The sequence below is a fragment of the Devosia sp. genome, assembly GCF_030689745.1.
Classification (GTDB): domain Bacteria; phylum Pseudomonadota; class Alphaproteobacteria; order Rhizobiales; family Devosiaceae; genus Devosia; species Devosia alba.
The window spans coordinates 1-17,801 of the sequence record NZ_JAUYGL010000220.1; the positions used below are offsets into that span (position 1 = coordinate 1).

19 protein-coding genes and 1 pseudogene are annotated in these 17,801 nt (G+C 50.6%); 11 read left to right on the plus strand and 9 right to left on the minus strand.

Annotated elements, in window-relative coordinates:
• Positions 1-404 precede the first annotated feature (404 nt).
• The gene (locus tag Q8O80_RS19295; RefSeq protein ID WP_305582324.1) at positions 405-1,628 is read left to right on the plus strand and encodes a hypothetical protein; all 1,224 of its coding nucleotides are present in this window, start codon (positions 405-407) and stop codon (positions 1,626-1,628) included.
• A gap of 306 nt (positions 1,629-1,934) precedes the next feature.
• On the opposite strand, the gene Q8O80_RS19300 is transcribed toward Q8O80_RS19295, so the two are convergent.
• The 3 genes from Q8O80_RS19300 to Q8O80_RS19310 form a co-directional block, all read right to left on the minus strand.
• Positions 1,935-2,936, minus strand: coding sequence for a hypothetical protein (locus tag Q8O80_RS19300; RefSeq protein ID WP_305582326.1), 1,002 nt, complete (start codon positions 2,934-2,936; stop codon positions 1,935-1,937).
• Positions 2,937-3,103: 167 nt separating this feature from the next.
• The gene (locus Q8O80_RS19305) at positions 3,104-3,775 is read right to left on the minus strand and encodes a hypothetical protein (RefSeq protein ID WP_305582328.1); all 672 of its coding nucleotides are present in this window, start codon (positions 3,773-3,775) and stop codon (positions 3,104-3,106) included.
• Positions 3,772-5,805 (minus strand): DEAD/DEAH box helicase, encoded by a 2,034-nt coding sequence (locus Q8O80_RS19310; protein WP_305582330.1) that lies wholly within the window; start codon positions 5,803-5,805, stop codon positions 3,772-3,774. The genes Q8O80_RS19305 and Q8O80_RS19310 overlap by 4 nt, the downstream gene beginning before the upstream one ends.
• 317 nt (positions 5,806-6,122) lie before the next feature.
• Between Q8O80_RS19310 and Q8O80_RS19315 the strand changes: the two are divergent.
• A pseudogene (locus tag Q8O80_RS19315) lies at positions 6,123-6,355 on the plus strand (transposase); the annotation flags it as partial.
• Positions 6,356-6,361: 6 nt separating this feature from the next.
• Here Q8O80_RS19315 and Q8O80_RS19320 read toward each other — a convergent pair.
• Both Q8O80_RS19320 and Q8O80_RS19325 read right to left on the minus strand, forming a co-directional pair.
• Positions 6,362-6,805, minus strand: coding sequence for a hypothetical protein (locus Q8O80_RS19320; protein ID WP_305582332.1), 444 nt, complete (start codon positions 6,803-6,805; stop codon positions 6,362-6,364).
• 43 nt (positions 6,806-6,848) lie between these two features.
• Positions 6,849-7,115: an MbcA/ParS/Xre antitoxin family protein gene (locus Q8O80_RS19325; protein WP_305582334.1), complete on the minus strand. Its 267-nt coding sequence runs from the start codon at positions 7,113-7,115 to the stop codon at positions 6,849-6,851.
• A gap of 48 nt (positions 7,116-7,163) precedes the next feature.
• Between Q8O80_RS19325 and Q8O80_RS19330 the strand changes: the two genes are divergently transcribed.
• Both Q8O80_RS19330 and Q8O80_RS21630 read left to right on the plus strand, forming a co-directional pair.
• Positions 7,164-7,514, plus strand: a complete 351-nt coding sequence (locus tag Q8O80_RS19330) for a LexA family transcriptional regulator (protein ID WP_305582336.1) — start codon at positions 7,164-7,166, stop codon at positions 7,512-7,514.
• Between the two features lie 221 nt (positions 7,515-7,735).
• On the plus strand, positions 7,736-7,801 hold the full coding sequence (locus Q8O80_RS21630; RefSeq protein ID WP_371136240.1) for a DUF4113 domain-containing protein: 66 nt from the start codon (positions 7,736-7,738) through the stop codon (positions 7,799-7,801).
• Between the two features lie 141 nt (positions 7,802-7,942).
• Here the strand turns inward: Q8O80_RS21630 and Q8O80_RS19335 are convergent, their stop codons facing one another.
• The 4 genes from Q8O80_RS19335 to Q8O80_RS19350 form a co-directional block, all read right to left on the minus strand.
• The gene (locus Q8O80_RS19335; RefSeq protein ID WP_305582338.1) at positions 7,943-8,215 is read right to left on the minus strand and encodes a hypothetical protein; all 273 of its coding nucleotides are present in this window, start codon (positions 8,213-8,215) and stop codon (positions 7,943-7,945) included.
• A 728-nt stretch (positions 8,216-8,943) separates the two neighbouring features.
• The gene (locus Q8O80_RS19340; protein WP_305582340.1) at positions 8,944-9,177 is read right to left on the minus strand and encodes a hypothetical protein; all 234 of its coding nucleotides are present in this window, start codon (positions 9,175-9,177) and stop codon (positions 8,944-8,946) included.
• Positions 9,178-9,427: 250 nt separating this feature from the next.
• Positions 9,428-10,618, minus strand: a complete 1,191-nt coding sequence (locus Q8O80_RS19345) for a DUF4236 domain-containing protein (protein ID WP_305582341.1) — start codon at positions 10,616-10,618, stop codon at positions 9,428-9,430.
• Position 10,619: 1 nt separating this feature from the next.
• On the minus strand, positions 10,620-11,375 hold the full coding sequence (locus Q8O80_RS19350) for a potassium channel family protein (RefSeq protein ID WP_305582343.1): 756 nt from the start codon (positions 11,373-11,375) through the stop codon (positions 10,620-10,622).
• A gap of 427 nt (positions 11,376-11,802) precedes the next feature.
• On the opposite strand from Q8O80_RS19350, the gene Q8O80_RS19355 reads away from it, so the two are divergent.
• From Q8O80_RS19355 to Q8O80_RS19385, 7 genes are all read left to right on the plus strand, one after another.
• Positions 11,803-12,018 (plus strand): hypothetical protein, encoded by a 216-nt coding sequence (locus Q8O80_RS19355; protein WP_305582345.1) that lies wholly within the window; start codon positions 11,803-11,805, stop codon positions 12,016-12,018.
• 128 nt (positions 12,019-12,146) lie between these two features.
• Positions 12,147-12,848 carry a hypothetical protein gene (locus Q8O80_RS19360; protein ID WP_305582347.1) on the plus strand — a complete coding sequence of 234 codons (702 nt, stop codon included), beginning with the start codon at positions 12,147-12,149 and terminating at the stop codon, positions 12,846-12,848.
• Entirely contained in the window at positions 12,845-13,492 is a 648-nt protein-coding gene (locus tag Q8O80_RS19365) for a hypothetical protein (protein ID WP_305582349.1), read from the plus strand. The genes Q8O80_RS19360 and Q8O80_RS19365 overlap by 4 nt, the downstream gene beginning before the upstream one ends.
• On the plus strand, positions 13,489-13,779 hold the full coding sequence (locus Q8O80_RS19370; RefSeq protein ID WP_305582351.1) for a hypothetical protein: 291 nt from the start codon (positions 13,489-13,491) through the stop codon (positions 13,777-13,779). The genes Q8O80_RS19365 and Q8O80_RS19370 overlap by 4 nt, the downstream gene beginning before the upstream one ends.
• A 187-nt stretch (positions 13,780-13,966) precedes the next feature.
• Positions 13,967-14,644, plus strand: a complete 678-nt coding sequence (locus tag Q8O80_RS19375; protein WP_305582353.1) for a VWA domain-containing protein — start codon at positions 13,967-13,969, stop codon at positions 14,642-14,644.
• Positions 14,589-15,392, plus strand: a complete 804-nt coding sequence (locus Q8O80_RS19380; RefSeq protein WP_305582355.1) for a PP2C family serine/threonine-protein phosphatase — start codon at positions 14,589-14,591, stop codon at positions 15,390-15,392. The genes Q8O80_RS19375 and Q8O80_RS19380 overlap by 56 nt, the downstream gene beginning before the upstream one ends.
• Positions 15,389-17,566, plus strand: coding sequence for a topoisomerase DNA-binding C4 zinc finger domain-containing protein (locus Q8O80_RS19385; protein ID WP_305582357.1), 2,178 nt, complete (start codon positions 15,389-15,391; stop codon positions 17,564-17,566). The genes Q8O80_RS19380 and Q8O80_RS19385 overlap by 4 nt, the downstream gene beginning before the upstream one ends.
• Positions 17,567-17,801: the final 235 nt, after the last annotated feature.

A 17,801-nucleotide genomic window follows, 5' to 3' on the forward strand; every position in this document is an offset into this window, starting at 1 on the left:
GTCATCCAAGCTCTCGGGAAGCAGCGTGCTTTGCCCTCGATGCTCTCCCTGGATAAAGCGCTTCATTGGCGCCCCCCGCTGATTTTGAATCCATCAAAATCATAGCAAGGTCGATGCCAATGTTTTTACACAGCCTGGGCCAGAAGCGGCCGCTCACCAAGGAACGCTTTCGACCATATCAAATACGCATACGAACATTAGGGCAATTTAAATCGACGGCTAAACTGGCGTGAGGCCTAACCATTGTGGTACCTCAATGATTGAGAAGGCATTCGTCGGAGCATTAAGAAATAAAATACTTTTACGGTAAAGAAAAAATCAAATAAATTTATGATATTTGATAGCTATCACGTGCTACAGAGATCACCCATAGCTTAATAAAATTCGATACAAGGAATTAACGGATGGATTTTTTCGAAATTGATGAGGGCAAGGATTTAAACCTCCTTCATTTCAAATTTAATGATCTGAATAACCAGTTTGATTACGCCGGTGCCAAAGAGGTTGTTTCTTCCTGGGGAAATAACTTTTATGATCGCGACAAAAAGGCTAAAAAAGAATTTCAAACAACTTTTCACTCTACTTTTTGGGAGCTATATCTCCACGCCGCGCTGCAGGAAATGAATTTCAAAGTCAGCGAAAAGCACAATCGACCAGACTTTATCGTTGAAGCCCCCACTTCGATGTACATCGAAGCAGTAGTGTCAGAGATAAAAAAAGATGGCATTCCTGAAAAGCTACGATCAATAGAAGATATCGAGGCCAACCTACGGCCGATTCAAACCAGGCGTGAGTTTTCAGATATCATCGACGAGGCAATATCGCGACACTCTAACTCTATAAAGTCAAAATTAGAAAAATATACTGGATACACGCGCAAAGATAAAGTACCTGTTAAAGGATATATTGATTGTGATTGGGTTTCGCCTAAAGCTCCATACATAATAGCCCTATCCTCCCATGACCAAATTGCCTACGGCAGAGAATTTATTTATTCAATGTTTGCCTTGCTATATGGGCACTATTATGACCCAGAAAAAAAAGCATACGCCAACAGAAAAACGATTAAAAAGCCCGGTACGGACTCGGAATTAAATATTGGGATTTTTCTAAATCCTTCATTCAAAGAAGTTTCAGCCATTTTATTTTGCAATACTCTGACGCTAGGTAAACTTTCGTCGCTGCATAAATCAGAAAACATGAATTTCGATACGGTTCTAAACATTAGATACACGCAAGATGAGCCACACTTTCGCGTGCATGAGGTAACACCCGAAAACCCTGAAAAATTACTTGATGGTCTTTATATATTTCACAACCCTTTTGCCACAAACAAACTAGAGCTCGGGACGTTTGATAAGCTGGCACAATTCTCCATGGATGAAGCTGGGCTACATCAAATTGGCAATTACCCATTAATTGTTTCTAGATTTCATACTAATATGTTGCCTGGTTCAATAGTCCCAAGCGTAAAGGCTGATGTTTTTTTAAGCTACAACCCCGAGTATTGCGCGCGAGAACTCAAAAAAGAGAGCGACCTTTTAAAGTCCACTAAAAAAGAAAGCATCAAGCAAAAGAAAACAAGGACAAATAAAATCGCGAAGGCGTCCCGCAAAAAGAACAGATAAAAACACTCAAAACGTGCTTTGATACTCTTCTCTTACTTTGTATTTTGGCATTCTCGTGAATGCCCGAAATACCAGTAGGAGTCGCTCCGCATTTCATTGAGACGTTTGAATGACCGCTCACTGCCTTGCGTGTCGGCGCTCACCGGCTGCAATGGATCGAAAGTGGTGACTCGTGAAAGGTTGCTTCTGCCCGTTAGCGGCTCCTAACGAAAGGCAGCGTTGGGCCGATTGCTGCCGGTCTGTGAAGGCAGCAATCGACTCACTATGAATGATGGGCGGAATGAATTGCTATGCCGAGTAATAGTTTTAATCGACCTCGGGTACCATTGAGAAACAGTCTGTATACAGAAAGGCTGGCACAGATTCGAGATCAACCTCCGTCCAACTGTATCCTTTTGAGCGCATTCCTCCGGTGATGTTCGGATAATTATTGAAGAGGATCTCGTTGTAGGTCGGTTTGAACAGATTTATGAGATACGCCTCAACCTCGCGAGTCAAAGCCTCGTCCCCCATATGTACGTTGGACTGAGTCATGAACCTTTCTAATGATTCGTCGTTATCATCCAATGTAAGCACGATGGGGTTGGAGCCTGCCATAGGATGGTCAGCGTCACCGCCGATCATGGGCATATCATCTACTCCAGTGATCTGGAGGATCAGGAGAGATATTTCAAACGGAGCCCGCGCCTCGGGTGCCCGCCCAACCTCGCGTTCGCGGGTCAAGATGCGCTGCATCTTATTGTGACCGGTGAGCCTGTCCCAGACTTTCTGCGAGAAGCTTTTGCCGATGTAGTGCACCTTGAAATCTAGGAAGCAGTGCGGATCGAACCCTTCCGCGATCTCGACCTCAAGCCCCTTGACTAGCATCTCATACAGCAATTTCTGTGGGCTCCACCACAGGATAAAATCACCGTTCTCGCGGTAAAGCTTTAACGCACCGACATTGCGGATCGGTTGCTGAGTGTTGGCTTTATCGGAATAGAACCCAATCTGAATGTCGATCGATTCACCAACCTGACAGATGCCGGCGGCGACTAGATTTATTCTGCATGGCAGCGGTGGTTTGTCGCCATCGGCGATCTCGAATCGGATGTACTTGTCATCAAGCACAACGTTGTCAAAGTAGGTGAGCGGGCGCTGAACGATAAGGTAGATGGTCGATGCGTCCCATCGCTCCTGGATAATCCTCTCCTCCTGAAGGAAATCGAACTCGTAAGCAGAGACAATTGGATAGGTCACGTTCATGAGGACGCGTGCGAACCGCATAGCGGAAACCGTCGAGCTGGTAGAGTTTTCTGTATCGGCCATGTCTTTTCAGTCCCGGAGCAGCTTCAAGGGTTCAGCAAATGAAATGAACCTACTGCTGTTCCGTTCAATTGGCAACGGCGACCTCGAACTTCTGGGCTGGCAGCTTTCGGCCAAAAGCGGTCGGTCAGCAACATAAATATCGTGGTCTGTCCCCGATTGTTTTCTTTTTACTTCCCCACTTTAAGTAACTTGCCTTTATTGACTGCCACTTCAACACCTTGAATAAAGTGACAATTAGAACCAGCATCAACCAGATCAACTAAGTCAGATTTATTTATCTTATTATGAAGCCCGATTTTAAAAGTTGCATTTGACGAATAGAAAACATCGTAATGATTCAACGGATGAAGTTCACCATTTTGATGAGCCTCATCATAATCATATCGTATATACCCATCTTCGAACAAAAATAAACCAAGTAAAAACGGCCAAAAGCCGGCTCGATAATCCGCGATATCAACTATAGGCTCAACAAACCCCAAGGCGCATTGCTGATCAAAATTTCCTTTTGCAGATACAATCGCAATAACTTCAGATGTGACCCTGCTGTCAACATCTGCAATCTGGCCAGCTGAAAACAGGAGCCGACCATCACTCTCTGTAACCAGAAACGGAAAACTTATAGAAAAATACTTATCTTTCGAGAAAAAGAAAAGACGACTCATTTTAGAGACTTTAAGAACAATATGAGCACCGTCAAATTGTTCTACCGAGAAAGGAGTAACAATCATTAACTTTATAGTCCGCATCAGCAGCAATATAACCTGCTGCTTACTTCTAACTATAGAAAAAAACTGCTCTAACTGCCAATCCTCTAACTTAAAATAGAACTGCTTCACTGCTGCGCCCTATTCATCACAGCATAATTGAATTCTATAACCTCACGAATCAAGCCATAATCCAACTCATCACCAACAGCTTTTTTTACAATATCCAGAAGCGGCGCCCTAAATAGTGGAATAACATCTAACTCATCAAAAATCGTATTCGAAAAATCATACAGCGACACATTCTCATCATTGAATGTTATTGTTGTTTTTATTTGTTCGCACTCAATTGCAGTTGGCGCAACAACCTCTAAGCGACCAGTATCATTAATAACCTTAAGGCCATGCTCCAACTGAACCGCAAGTTCAACATTGCTATCTTCCGAAATAAGAAGATAGGTCCGTAAAAAAGAACGAGTAATCATCATATAGAGCGCATTTCTATAATTCCGCTGATCATTAATCCTCTTAGTCACACAGATTACAAAAGGAAACTCCAGCCCCTTAACATTATTTTTATTACTCACGAACAATGTATCTTTTATCTTTTCTTTACTCTCATAAGCCTTATTCACGGCCCAGCCAAATTCTCGAGGAATCGAAAGCTCAAGCTTATCAGCAGACATATACGTATTCTTACCACTATCAATAAAAATAATCCCAATATCATCCGCAAGAACAGTTGGGTTCTCGGCTCGTATAGTCCGAATAATTTCAATTATTTTTGTTTCGGCATCTTCATTCAGTTGCTGGCTAGTTTTAACAAGTTCAATACTTGTGTAACCTTCGTTTTCTAGATCCTCAAAACGCCTCAAAGGTTCACGAGACAACGAGTAATTCAAGGACCCTTCCTCCTTATCTACTAGATAACCACAGGCTTTCCACTCTCTATCCTCTAGCCATCTTAATTTTGGAAATTCGAAAAGCCCCATGCCCAAAGCATGAGCAAACATCAAAGTCTTCGGATCCGTTCTATAACACTTGCTCAGCAAGAAATCCGGCTGAATCTCACTGACAATATTGCTATCAAAAATACTTTGAAAAATATCGCCAGCCACATATACCGTATTCTTTGTAACCTTCTCGCATAAATCAAAAAAATTCTTAGTGAAATCTTGACTTTCATCCACAAGCATATAATCAAATGCAAAACCAACGACATTAACATCTACGTCCTCAAGATCCTGCAGGGCTCGCTTGCATACAATATCAAAATTATTAGAAGTATTATAACGATGGAAAGGTATTCCATAAAAACTACAAATATAACTATATGCCCCTGAATTCCTATCCGCCTGACCGCCCCAGGCATTTACACACCACAACCTCTCATTCCACTTAATCTGCTCTTCAACTTTCATGAAGTTAAAAAAATCGGGAATACGCCCTCTCAAACTATCAGCCAATATCTTATTGTGACATGTGAAAATAACTTTACTATCTTTTGACTCTACATAAATCTCTTTAAGCTTATGCAGAAGGAGTTCTGTTTTTCCCGTACCAGAAAGTCCCTGAATAGTAATCCTGCGCTTATCTGACCGCTGATACACAAATCGCGTCTGATCACCGTCAAACAACAATATTTTTCGCTTGACCTTATCTAAAAGATTATCAGGAACCCCCCCCTTTATCTTTTCAATATCATTAATACTACCAGTAAGCAAAGAAATCAAAAGCTCACACTTTTTCTTATTTTCGCCTCCCGGAATTAAATACTCACCAAGAAAAAAACCGACATCCCCATCATCAATACTAGAATATGACACCGTAGCAATTAGCTCTTCCCGCCAAAATCGAGGTCTACCGATTACATTCTTGTATCTGTACTTATCAGAAATAGAACCCAAGTCCTCGATGAAATCCTCTACAAACCCTTCAAACTCTTCCGCACTATCATCAAAATCCATAAATATTATTTTATAATTCGGAATCAACAAAACGACCCCGCCACTATAGCCATACGAATATTTACTATCACCCAGTGGCCTATCCAAAACATAAATCTGCTGCTTTATTTCATCCGCATACGCCTCAAGCTTTCTCAGGAACGAATTATTTTTATCATTTCTTTCCGCCTGAATATAAAAAAAACTAGTAGACACGATAACAACCTCAGATTTTTTAAATTTAATTAAAATTTCAAAACACAAAAGCAATGTCGCACAAGCCACAACTAATTAAACACACCCCAACAACATAGTATTAAATTCAAAATCAGCGATCCTTGCCTGCACCCTATCCGATCGTCGGCAAAAAACACTCTGCTCGGAAAGCTACAGCTTGCGACAGAACACGTAAAGCAAAGGTGACTACTTAGGCAGTCTTTTCAGGACCTGATTAGCAACGATCTTCAGCTGGTATGTCATGACCTCTGAATTACCCATATGCTGTATGCATAACCAGTATTGAGGTGAGCGTCATGGCCATGAACCGTATCCAGTTCCAGCTCGGTCTATCTTTGCCTGAATTTCTCAAGCATTTCGGGACCGAAAATACAGCGCGCGGCAGCCCTGGAGCAAACGCGCTGGCCCCAGGGCTTTCGTTGCCCCCCGATGCGCGGGGGCCGTTTACAGCCGAGTGCGGGGGCGTACTCACCCATTATTCCAGTGCCAGGCCTGTCGCCATCAGACTTCGCTGATTGTCGGCACCGTAAAGATATTAGGGGACAGACCACGATTTGGGGCTGACAAATGAATAACCGGGGACAGACCACGGTAATTGATGCTGACGGGCAGCTTTTGGCCGTTCTTTGCCGATCGCGACAGGGGGCGTGCGCTGGTCAAGTCGAACGCAATCCGTGGTCAAAGCCAATGCAAATTGGTGGTTAAGAGGAGTGCAATTTCGCAACCAGGCCGGATCCTTTTCCATGAAGTGCTCCGCGACGATCCGCACGTCTCGCGGATGGAAGCTCGCCCATTTGTCCGCACTGATCGAGTCTACCCGCGCCCAGCCAGTCGCCGGAAGATGCCCATCCTGCTCCTGGCGCCGCCCCCAGGCCACCCACTCCACGGAACCGTTGGCCTGCAGCACGGGCAAAGCCGCCTTGGGGTTGGGGAAGTAGACCTTCACCGGCTTGTCGCTTTCCGTGTAGCGGTCCGCCACCTCGATACCTCAGCACATGCCCCACCTCCCGTCCCTGCCGTTATCAAACCACTCCGCCGGACTCGATGGCCCGCAGAATCCGCCGGACCTGCTGTGCGCCCGCCTCCGTCGCGCAGCAACTCAGCGGGGTGACATCCCCCAGCGCCGCGTTGGGCCTGGCCAGCCAGTCGAGCGCGATCGAACAGCTTTCAAAGACATACTCGGCTAAGGCCTGCACCTCCCGAACCCGGGACTGGGTTTCGTGATCCGCCACCACGGAACTCTCCTCGTTCATGGCAATGTGCAAATTCTGCACATTGCTGTCGGGCATCGCCCCTGATTTACTGTGTGTTGATACAGTATTTTTGAAGCCGTCATCATGAGTTTTACACCGCTCGGCCCGCTGCGCGCGTCCATCCAGCGGCTGCCCCTGTTCCTGAGTCCGATCGCCTCTGGCTTCCCCTCGCCGGCCGAGGGTCACATCGAGGCCACCTTGTCTCTGGACGAGCTGTGCATCCGACACCCAGCCGCCACCCATCTACTGCGCGCAGCCGACGACAGCATGCAGGGCGCCGGGATCTTCGTTGGCGACGTGCTTATGGTAGACCGCTCCATCGAGCTGCACGCCGGAATAATCGTGGTAGTCACCGACGACCCGTGCGTCGCTACACCGCCAGTGACTGCCGAGCGGTTGATGGGCGTGATGATGTGCGTATTTCGCTCATCGTGACCGCTCATTTCGCTAACAACGTGACCGCTTTTCGCCTGTTCCGAAACAGCCGGTCACGCCCTTACCGAAATGGCCGGTCACGTTGTTAGCGAAATGGTCGGTCACGGAGGGCCGAAACGGGCGGTCACGATGGGCCGAAATACGCAATGATGCGATCAATGCGCGATGGGGACGGGGAACCATGCGATCTGCAGGGGTGCCGGTGAAACCGGACTGAGGGCATGCGGCGGGAGATGATGAGCCCGAGCTATACGACGCGGATTGATCAGTTATGGACGGTAACGTAAGCGCTTGAGGCAGCCTACCCTGGAAGAAACAGGTATAAGCCAAGAGCTGCCCGAGTGCGAATTGATTCGCTCTAGTTGATTCAGGCGTTCATTGCCCCAGAGCAGTCAGCGAGATTGGCCTGACTGGCGACTGTTTCATTTCTATGATGAAACCTGCCTGATATCCAACACGACCCAGACTTCATACCCTTTCTCTCGAGCCGCTTTCTCGGCCTCGAGTTGGGCAGCGAGTGTACTGATGGAGCGGGAGCTGTGCTCGAAGCGGAATGGCGAGCCACCGTTCTTGCGCACGCTCAATTCAACGAGTGTGAAGGTGGAGTGCTGTTTGGGTATTGGCTGCTTCGATTTCGAAGGAGCGGGGTCTAGGCCAAGTGCGCGCCGCATCTCGGCTTCAATGAGTTTTGCGTCAGTCAAGCGAGATCCCTAGAGCGATTGCGGGTGACGCCATTGTAGCGAGGAGTGGTGCTGACATGGCCTGAGTTCGATGCTGGCGAGCCAACAACCTCATCTCTGCGATATGGCTACGAATCACCAAAGTAGTCATCACGGGCGACTAGTCCGAATGGGCGTTCCTCGCAGGGCTGCTCATCGCTGAACAGATTCTGCGTGCGGCGCTCCTGCTTCAAAAACGCTAGCGCCGCGAAAAAGCAACTTTCGCATAGATTGACTCGATAGCGCTCGCCATCATGCCCTGCGCCATAGCCCCAGAGCGCCTGGAGCGTCCCGAACTGCTCACCGTATCCCGGCACCCTCGTACTGGTAGCGCATACATCGCAAATGGTGTCTTTATGGGGCTCTGTCATCGGGCAGCTCTCGTGTTCGTATTAAAGAGGGCGGGGGGGGGCACTGCACAACGGAGTGCCTTTTGCCATTTTGCAAGCGCCGCTGCGTCAGCTCAAGCATGGTCTGGTGCACCATGCCAGCGGTGGATGTGGCAGGTCTTCGACAACTGAACTGGGCTATCGAAGGGAGGATTCAAAAGCAACTGCGCTGATAAACTTATCGACAGTTGCAGATGCAGAAATCAGCAATCCGACTGGGTCAATTTCCCATCAGCGCCAACACTTCAAGCTATCCATCGACGACCTGTGCCATGATTGGAAATGCGACGAGTGTCTGGAGATGCGGTTGGCTTTGGTTTGTCAAGGTTGTCCCCTGCACGTTTCTTGCGTTGCCGGCGGCGACCACTCCATTCCCTCTTCGAGGATCGGATGGCTTTCGCTCACGACGATCAACGGTTTGTTCCGATTCTCCAGCGCGAACATGGCGATGGAGCCTCCGGCGTCCGCCACCGGCAGCGCCCCCTGTGGCTCAAGCCTGCCAACCCAGACATATTGCCGGGTCTCCAAACATGCAAGGTAATACGAAATACCCATGTTTCCTCCGAATTCGAATCAAGTCTTTTGCTGCGCCAATCCGGAACGGGAGGCGGTACTGCCGCAAAAATCAAAGGCAGCGTGACACGCTCACACGACAACTACCTTGAAAATCGCCGCAGCAGCCGACCCAAAGCAGCCGGTCGCGACAGGCAACAACCGGCCAGGAGCGGACTGTCACAAAGCTGATAGACAAGTAAACGCGGTCCAAGAGTCCCTCCCTGAAGTGACATTATGCTGTTGGTCCGAATCACACTGCATTTGACTGACTTGACTGGAATGCCTCCAACTCCCAAGCCGTAAACGGCTCTACTGGCTTGAAGACACCTGTGCCAGTCATGCTCCTCCGTAGCTCGAATAGCTGCATTGACTCTGTTGGTTCGATGGATCTCAATTTGCCCAACTCAATCTCAGACCATCTTTTGCGTGCAATCAGAGCAGACAGAATGTACTCGTCCTCCAAGCGTCCGGTTGCCGGATTGGTTCGCTCTCGGTAACCAGAAATTGATACGTACTCAATGGTCGGTAGACGGGCAAATACTTCGCCAACGACTCGAAAGGCGATGGCATGAACATAATCTCGATACAGCTGGCGGCGCTTGGTAGCCGACAGCGCTTTGGGCGTGAGCCGGTATTGGCGCGTAGGCAGAGACCACTCCTTGTCCGGCATCTCATCTTCATTGGGGAGCTGAAGATCAAGGGCGATAGTGCTGATGTTAGTACCGAGATCGAAGCTGATATCCGGTGGTTTGGGCCAGTCAATCTCGGACAGGTAGCGCGACAGGGTTTCCTCGATAGCGGTTGTGGAAGTAAACACCAACCTGGTTTCAGTTTCGTGCCTGTGCTTCTCTGCAGCTTCCCAGGTTTGTTTGCCTTGCTTCCACTGTTGCTGAAGCTGCTCTTGGCGACGATTGAAGGGTGGCCATATCAGTGCCAACATTTTTTGGACGGTGGACAAGTGCGGCTGTGCCGAGGGAAAAGGCTGCTTCTCGTACTGCGGAGCTGTTGTCGGCCCTGGCGTGCTCAAGTGAAGTATGGCCAACTCGGCAAGCAGTTCATTGCGGCTGTTGCACAGATCTTCCAGCGCCTGCCGCATGGTGTCGCCATGCAGCTTCCTTACGACTTTCATTTCAGCGTCTGACAAAGGACTGCCATCCGCCCTGATCAGGGAGCAGTTGCCGTCTTCATCGGCAGTGAATCTGACTGTGATGGCTTGTATTGGGGTTGCGCGGATATTGCGCTGGTGACTGTCGCTACCGGTGAGCAGGCGTTGGCGACTACTCACACCCGTGCCAGGCAACCCCGCATTGGCAAACAGTCCTCTTGTGCCCGCCGTAAGGCTTGCGCCGCGTGGGCCCGCGGAGACGCTGACGCCACTTTTGCTGATGTTCAAACGCAGTCCGGGTGCGATCTTGATCCGGCGCTGAAATCTAAATGCCATCTCAAGCCTCCTTGCTTTCCTGGTTCTGAAAGGCATCGCTGAAAGCAGCAGCCAATATGCCGGTTGGCATGGCGACCAAGCCAATACCAGCAACCGCAGTAATACCGGCGAAAAAACGGCCGGCAGCGCTTATCGGAGTGACGTCTCCGTAGCCAACCGTTGTCAGCGTGGCGACACTCCACCACAAGGCTCTCGGGATGCTGCCAAACGCTTCCGGTTGCTCAGCAGCTTCAAGCACGTAGAGGAAGGTGCTTGAGACCAGAAGCAGCATCAATGCGACCATGCCACTCAGCATCAACTCGTAACGGCGCTTGACGATGGCTTGCCACAGAAGCGTCCAGGCTTTTGTGAAGCGCCCAAGCTTCGACACCCTGAGAATTCGCAGCAGTCTGGCCAGGCGCAAGTAGAAGGCGGTGCCGTCGAATACAGTCAGCAGTAAAGGTAGTAGAGCAATGAGATCAATGATCGACCAGACACTGAAAATGTATTTGAGCCGGCCATATTTCCCCGAGAACAGGGGATTCATCGGAGCGACGTAGACCCTCAAGCAATACTCGATCAGAAAAATCCCAAACAGCAACCACTCTACTGCCCTGAACATCTGATGGTAGGTTTCGGCTACAGACTGCTCGGTTTCCAATACCGCCAGCAGCACCGCGCCGATAATCAGTACGCAGATGAAGCGGTTGAAACGTGATATGCCATGGATTCTGGCAGTTGCATCGACCTCAAGAAAAAGACGTTCCCTGATATTCATCGTGATGCTTCCCTATGTTGGCGATATGCATGGCAACGGCTTCTGGCGGGCCTTCTCAAATGCACTGGACTACTCGGCGATTCAACTATTTGATGGACCATTGTGCGATTCCATGTTTTCTTGCCTGGCAAGCAATGATGGCACTATGAGGTCACTCAATGAAAAATTTAGCTATTGGTTTTGTCCTGCTGTTTGCTAGCCACTTTCCTTCGCTGGCGATCAGCTCATCCAGCCATGGTATGACACGGGCCGATAGAGAGGTTGTCGAGCACGGCGGCGGCTGCCGCAAAAGCTCACCTCCAGGACAGTGTTGTCATATGGATAACAAGGCCGGGAGTGTTCACTGTCATTGAGGCTGAAGGTCCAGCACCGCCGGCCAGCAGTAGGACTGTCTTATTCAGGATCGGCACCACGGAGAATAGAGAGCATGTTTGTTGCTCTTCAAGAGCTTGGCGCAGGAGAGTCCGCTTGGGTCGAAAGCAGCCGTTTGTGGCACAAAGCCGAGGGGGCTGAGTTGATACAACGCGTTGAAGCGCAGTTTTCCTTCCAGCAGATGGAAGAGGATAGACACCTGCCTGCTCCTGCCGCAGCAACGCCACTGCTTACCAGCTACCGTCTCGCCAGGGAAATTGCTTCAGCTTGATTCTTATATCGCGCAGCGATTCTGCGTAGCAGCAAGGCGCCTAACCAGAGCCCTAATGCGAAAGCACACATTCAGGCCGGCTCGATTTCAGCCGATAAGATCGTGATTACTAAGCAGGGGGTAACAAAATGGCGTGCTCTAGAGGCGCAGCATCGCCTGATGCGCAAACACAGCGGCGACTCTTCGCTGCATCTGCGGGCTACTGCCAGAACCCAGGATGCGCTAATGAGCTGTTCATCGATGCGGCGGGCAAGTCCATCCACATCGCTGAAATGGCTCATGTATTTGCGGCCAACGATGCTGGGCCTCGCGCTAAACCGGACCTCAGCCTGGAGGAGCGCGGAGCCTTCGAGAATTTGGTTATGCTCTGCGCGAACTGCCATACGATGGTGGACAAGGCACCGAGCGCCTTTCCAGACAAGACTATGCTGAGCTGGAAGCGCGAGCACGCGAACAAGCTTCAAGGGCTTTTCGGCGCAGTGAAATTCGGAGATCGCGCCAGTGCTCGCGGAGTCGTGGAACCGCTTCTCGCGGAAAATCACGCGATCTTCAAACACTACGGTCCTCACATTAACGCCGCCCGCAATCCAGAGAGCGGAGCGGCCGAGCAGTGGAAGCGAAAGATGCTGGCGTGCATCCTACCCAACAATAGACGAACGCTCGCGATCCTTGATGCCAATCGCCACCTGCTTGTAGGCGACGAAAAAGCGATGCTGGAGCAATTTCGGCAACACATTAACGACTTGGAAGCCTTCCATATCGAAGGAAATCGGGAAGATGCTTCTCGCTTCCCAACCGAGTTGTCCAAGATTTTGGAAGCTAGCGAATGAGCAACAGCGCGACCAATTGGGTCGCCGATAAACTTGTCACCAAGGAAGGGCTAGATATTGTCGAACGCACTCCTGAGGACTTTTTGGTCGTCAAGACCAAGGGTGGCGACTCATTCATAGTCGCAGTCCTCGGTGTGCAAAATATAATAGAGCTTTCGGATGTTGAGCCTCTTTTCGCCGGCGCCAACAAACCCCAGTTCGTAGTGAATATTCCGTCTAAAGCAAGGTGGAGCGGCGCGGCTATCAACTACGTTCATGCGGCGTCTGCCGCGTTCGGAACGCTGCGCGAAGTCGCCCAAGCTTCCTATTACCATGACCCTGGCTGCTATCGGGAAAAAAACATGGACTTTTACTTCACCGCGATGAATCAGCACTCACATGTGTCCTGCGTCTCCTACGTCTACGAGACGGCTTTTAAGGTTGATCGCAAGTTCGGCCCGAGCCTCATCGTTGCAATTATCGATGCCTACAATATGAGCGCCGAGGATGTGCGCAACGCCAAAAAGTACTACGGTCACTTTGATATTGCCCTCAAGTCAACGAGCTACGGTTCAATCACCAGCCAAGCAGACGCAGCTGCCAAGTCGATGGGCGCAGAGGCCTTGATGCTCGGGGAGTTGATGTCACGCCTGGCTAAGAAATGATTCGCCAGCGTGTAATCACCAGCCTTCGCGAGCTTGCGGTCGGTCTCGGAGCGAAGGCCGAAGGAACTCAGTGGTATCTTTTCGGCTCAGTCGACCGGGACGAGCCGGGCGCTGCTGACATCGACTTGATGATCCTCTGCAAAGACGACCATCAAGCCGACTCACTTCGACAAGCAATAGATCCTGATGCTTTTTTACTACCACTTCATCTGGCTCTGATGACCTTTGACGAGGCCGCCGAGGTGGACGCGATACTCGTGCAACGTAGCCGCTCCATCTTCCCCTGAAGGAGCACTTTCGGCCAGGAGCGGACGGTCAGCAACATCAATGTCGTGGGTGTCCCCGATTGCTCACCTAGTAGCAGCTACGACAGGTAGCTGGTGTGAAGGTATAGGCATTTCTGCGAAATTTCGTGAGTTTTCTATGCTGCGCCATTATCGTGCCATCGGATAGTTATGGAATGGATGAGAACCAATGGCCGATTACGAGCAACAACCTTTTGCCGATGCCGAGTTTGCTGAGAACCCTGAGCAGCGTTGCCCCTGCATCCTATTGTTGGATACTTCGGGTTCGATGGACGGCGCGCCCATTCAGCAACTCAACGAGGCGTTGCAGTTTTTCAAGGATGATTTGAATGCGGACGCGATGGCGGCGAAGCGCGTGGAGTTGGCGGTGGTGACCTTTGGCCCCGTCGACGTGCGTACCGAGTTCACAACGGTCGATGGTTTTTTTCCTGAGGTATTGGAGGCTAGTGGCACCACTCCGATGGGAGAAGCTGTCGAGCGGGCCCTGGATCTCCTGCGCGAGCGTAAAGATCGCTACCGTGCTAATGGCGTCAAATATTACCGTCCCTGGGTTTTTCTAATTACCGATGGTGCCCCGACTGACAATTGGCAAGAAGCGCGTCGTCGTATCCATGACAGCGAGGAAAAAAAGGAGTTCATGTTTTACTCCGTAGGCGTTGCCGGTGCAGACATGTCAACCCTTTCCCAACTCGGCACTCGTCAGCCGTTAAAGCTAAAAGGCCTCGCGTTTCGGGAGCTCTTCGCTTGGCTTTCTAGTTCGTTAAGCGCCGTGTCTCAATCAAATCCAGGTGATGCTGTACCACTGGTCAATCCAACCACTCCAGAGGGGTGGGCCGTTGCGGGCTAGTCCATGCTGGCGCTGGGCAGTCGCATCGCGTACGGGTACGTCGCACGTGCGATTGGGCACCCGAAAACAGGATGCCTACAGCGTCATGCGGATCACCTCCGATGCACTCTGCGCGGTTGTTTCCGACGGTGCTGGTAGTGCGAGTTATGGCGGACAAGGGGCGTCCTTGCTATGCCGCAATTTGATGTCCAGTTTCCGAGAATGGTTTGACCGTCATGAAGACCTACCTGACGACGAAGTCATACACTGCTGGCTTGATCAGATACGTGACAGGCTCTCCGAGGCAGCCTCACGTCGTGAGGTTACAAGGAGGCAATTCGCTGCGACCCTTGTGATGCTAGTGGTTTATAAAACCAGTGTCTTGGCCCTGCAGGTAGGTGATAGCGCCCTTGTCGCTCGTAAGAATGGAGTGTGGGAGGCGCTGTGCTGGCCAGAAAATGGGGAGTTTGCATCGACCACGTATTTCGTCACGGATGATCCGGCAGTACGGCTGCACACGTTCCGCTTGGGGCTCGAATATGACGCCTTTGCTTTGTTTTCCGATGGTCTGGAGTCGGTCGCTCTGGAGCAAGCAACGCAGCAGCCTTTCGCTCGCTTCTTTGACCCGATGATTAAACCTGTCGATCAGGCCGAAGGTGAGGGACGTCTTGCTGAGCTGTCGGCTTCTCTTGCTCGTTATCTAGATAGTCCGGCCCTCTGCGAACGCACGGATGACGATAAAACGCTCATCCTTATTTCGTGCAAATGAATACATCACCAGTCCGGATCGCCGGTAGGAGCGAACAGCTAGACAAAAGGCTTGGTAAGGGCGGCGAGGGGGATGTGTACGCTCTTGCTGGGCGTAACGATCGAGCGGTCAAAATATACAAAGCTGAGCTTCGGCCATCCCGCGAGAGTAAGGTTCGAGCTATGGTCGAGGGTCGGCTGGCGGAATCGACTAATCTCGTGGCATTCCCGTTCGACGTGGCTACTGACTCTTCGGGGCTTTTTGTCGGTTTTTCTATGCGGTTAGTTGCGGGATACCGACCGATCCATGAGCTTTACAGTCCTAAATCACGCAAGATTCATTTCCCCAAAGCTGACTATCGGTTTCTCGTTCGAGTTGCGCAGAACGTCGCCCGCGCGGTCGCAACGGTTCATCAAGCTGGATGTATTATCGGTGATCTCAACCATTCAGGAGTTTTAATTGGGCCGGACGCTACCGTTGCGCTAATCGACGCTGACAGTTTTCAGTTTAGCTTGAAAGGGCACCTCTATCCCTGTGTGGTCGGTACTGAGGACTTCACGCCACCTGAGCTTCATGGGATTAGTCTTAGTAACGTTAAGCGGACTCAAGCACACGACAACTTCGGTCTAGCTGTAGCTATATTTCAGCTGCTCGCTATGGGTAAGCACCCCTACGCCGGCCGCTTTAACGGACCAGATCTAAGCTTGGGGCAGTCGATTGCGCAGAATCGCTTCGCGTTTTCTGTAAGGCGACGAGACGAAACGCGCACTACACCTCCGCCTGGTTCTGTTTTGCTGGATGATCTCCCTTCTTCGATAGCAACAGCGTTTGAAACTGCGTTTGGCTTAAGTGCGGTTTCTCGCCCGGATTCTCCCGCCTGGGTGAGTTTGCTCCAAGGTCTGGAAACCAGCTTGCGTCAATGCTCGACCGTACAGAGTCATTACTTTCCTGGCGCCGCTGGAAGTTGTCTTTGGTGTCGTCTTGCGAGTCAATCCGGCGTCGAAATGTTCCCGCTTGGGCTTGGTATGGGTAACATCCCAGCTATTGGATCTTTTGACTTGGAGCGCATATGGGCTGCTATCCAGGCGGTGAGGCTCCCTCTGGCGGAGGAAGTCATTCCGACTTGGAGCGGAGATGTTGACCCGCCCGGTGCGGCTATTACCGAAGCGAAGAGCAAGGGCTCTGGGCAAGCTGGCCTTGGTGCCCTCGCTATAATTGGCGCAGTTATTGGTTTTACCTTTATCCCGGTCTTGGCACTTCTGTGGGGGTGCCTCGGTATCTATGGACTAACCGGATTATTCTCCAAGTCCAAGGTAGACGCGGCGCCATTTCTCAAAGCTTATAAAGATGCGGACAATCGGGTGCGCCAGGCGTCACTGGCATACCTTCAGCGTATTGGTCTAAAAGAAATGTATGTTCTGCGTGCAGATCTTGAAGAGCTTGTTGCGCAGTATCGGCAGGTCGAAGGAGATTTATCCCAGACGCTAATGAAGCTGAAGTCGACACGGGAGGCTCGTCAGCGAACAGATTTTTTGGATCGTTTTTTAATAAGACGGGCAACGATTCCAGGCATTGGACCTGCGAAAACTGCCACTTTAGCTTCCTTCGGCATCGAGACTGCCGCAGATATAACCGCTTCATCTGTTCAATCAGTACCGGGATTCGGTGAGGCGTTGACTGGAAAAATGTTGGCATGGCGTCAAAGTCATGAGGCTAAGTTCCGATATAACTCCTCTCCAAACGCGTCTGATTTACAAGCTGAGAACGCAGTGCGATCGTCATCTGCGACTAAACAGATGGATCTCCAGAACAGGCTTCGGGCTGGCTTGTCCGCTCTACAAGCAGCGCTGCCACGAATTGTTTCGGCTAAGTCGTTGCCAGACCAAAATCTTATGCAGGCGCTTGCCGAGCGAGCAGTAGCTCTACGGGATTGCGCTATTCTTGAGGTGGCCGTGCCTGCGCCTGCAGTCGTAACTATTGAGGTTCCGAAAAGAGCGGCTGTTCAGCCAAATAGAATCCACACTCCGACTCCAAGTCATTCATCCTCGGCAGGATCAATACGTCTCCCTGCGTCGAATCGATGTCCCAGCTGCGGTGCTTCCATGGTTCGCCGGACTGCTCGGAAAGGAAAACATGCGGGGAGCAAATTCTGGGGGTGTTCGAAATACCCTGCCTGTAAAGGAACAAGAAGTTGAATTGCGCTAGGAGATCCTGTAAATCCCCCCCTTGAATCGACTCTTAGGGTCCCGGCCGCTTCTGGCCATCTGTCTATCGCGACAGACAGGATTCGGCCCAGGCTGTGTAAAAACATTGGCATCGACCTTGCTATGATTTTGATGGATTCAAAATCAGCGGGGGGCGCCAATGAAGCGCTTTATCCAGGGAGAGCATCGAGGGCAAAGCACGCTGCTTCCCGAGAGCTTGGATGAC

Bases quoted from the DNA above. Each gene is read 5' to 3' on its own strand.
- Q8O80_RS19295 (WP_305582324.1), top strand. From the start codon at position 405: ATGGATTTTTTCGAAATTGATGAGGGCAAGGATTTAAACCTCCTTCAT.
- Q8O80_RS19300 (WP_305582326.1), bottom strand. From the start codon at position 2,936: ATGGCCGATACAGAAAACTCTACCAGCTCGACGGTTTCCGCTATGCGG.
- Q8O80_RS19325 (WP_305582334.1), bottom strand. From the start codon at position 7,115: ATGCCCGACAGCAATGTGCAGAATTTGCACATTGCCATGAACGAGGAG.
- Q8O80_RS19330 (WP_305582336.1), top strand. From the start codon at position 7,164: ATGAGTTTTACACCGCTCGGCCCGCTGCGCGCGTCCATCCAGCGGCTG.
- Q8O80_RS19340 (WP_305582340.1), bottom strand. From the start codon at position 9,177: ATGGGTATTTCGTATTACCTTGCATGTTTGGAGACCCGGCAATATGTC.
- Q8O80_RS19345 (WP_305582341.1), bottom strand. From the start codon at position 10,618: ATGGCATTTAGATTTCAGCGCCGGATCAAGATCGCACCCGGACTGCGT.
- Q8O80_RS19350 (WP_305582343.1), bottom strand. From the start codon at position 11,375: ATGAATATCAGGGAACGTCTTTTTCTTGAGGTCGATGCAACTGCCAGA.
- Q8O80_RS19355 (WP_305582345.1), top strand. From the start codon at position 11,803: ATGTTTGTTGCTCTTCAAGAGCTTGGCGCAGGAGAGTCCGCTTGGGTC.
- Q8O80_RS19360 (WP_305582347.1), top strand. From the start codon at position 12,147: ATGGCGTGCTCTAGAGGCGCAGCATCGCCTGATGCGCAAACACAGCGG.
- Q8O80_RS19365 (WP_305582349.1), top strand. From the start codon at position 12,845: ATGAGCAACAGCGCGACCAATTGGGTCGCCGATAAACTTGTCACCAAG.
- Q8O80_RS19370 (WP_305582351.1), top strand. From the start codon at position 13,489: ATGATTCGCCAGCGTGTAATCACCAGCCTTCGCGAGCTTGCGGTCGGT.
- Q8O80_RS19375 (WP_305582353.1), top strand. From the start codon at position 13,967: ATGGCCGATTACGAGCAACAACCTTTTGCCGATGCCGAGTTTGCTGAG.
- Q8O80_RS19380 (WP_305582355.1), top strand. From the start codon at position 14,589: ATGCTGTACCACTGGTCAATCCAACCACTCCAGAGGGGTGGGCCGTTG.
- Q8O80_RS19385 (WP_305582357.1), top strand. From the start codon at position 15,389: ATGAATACATCACCAGTCCGGATCGCCGGTAGGAGCGAACAGCTAGAC.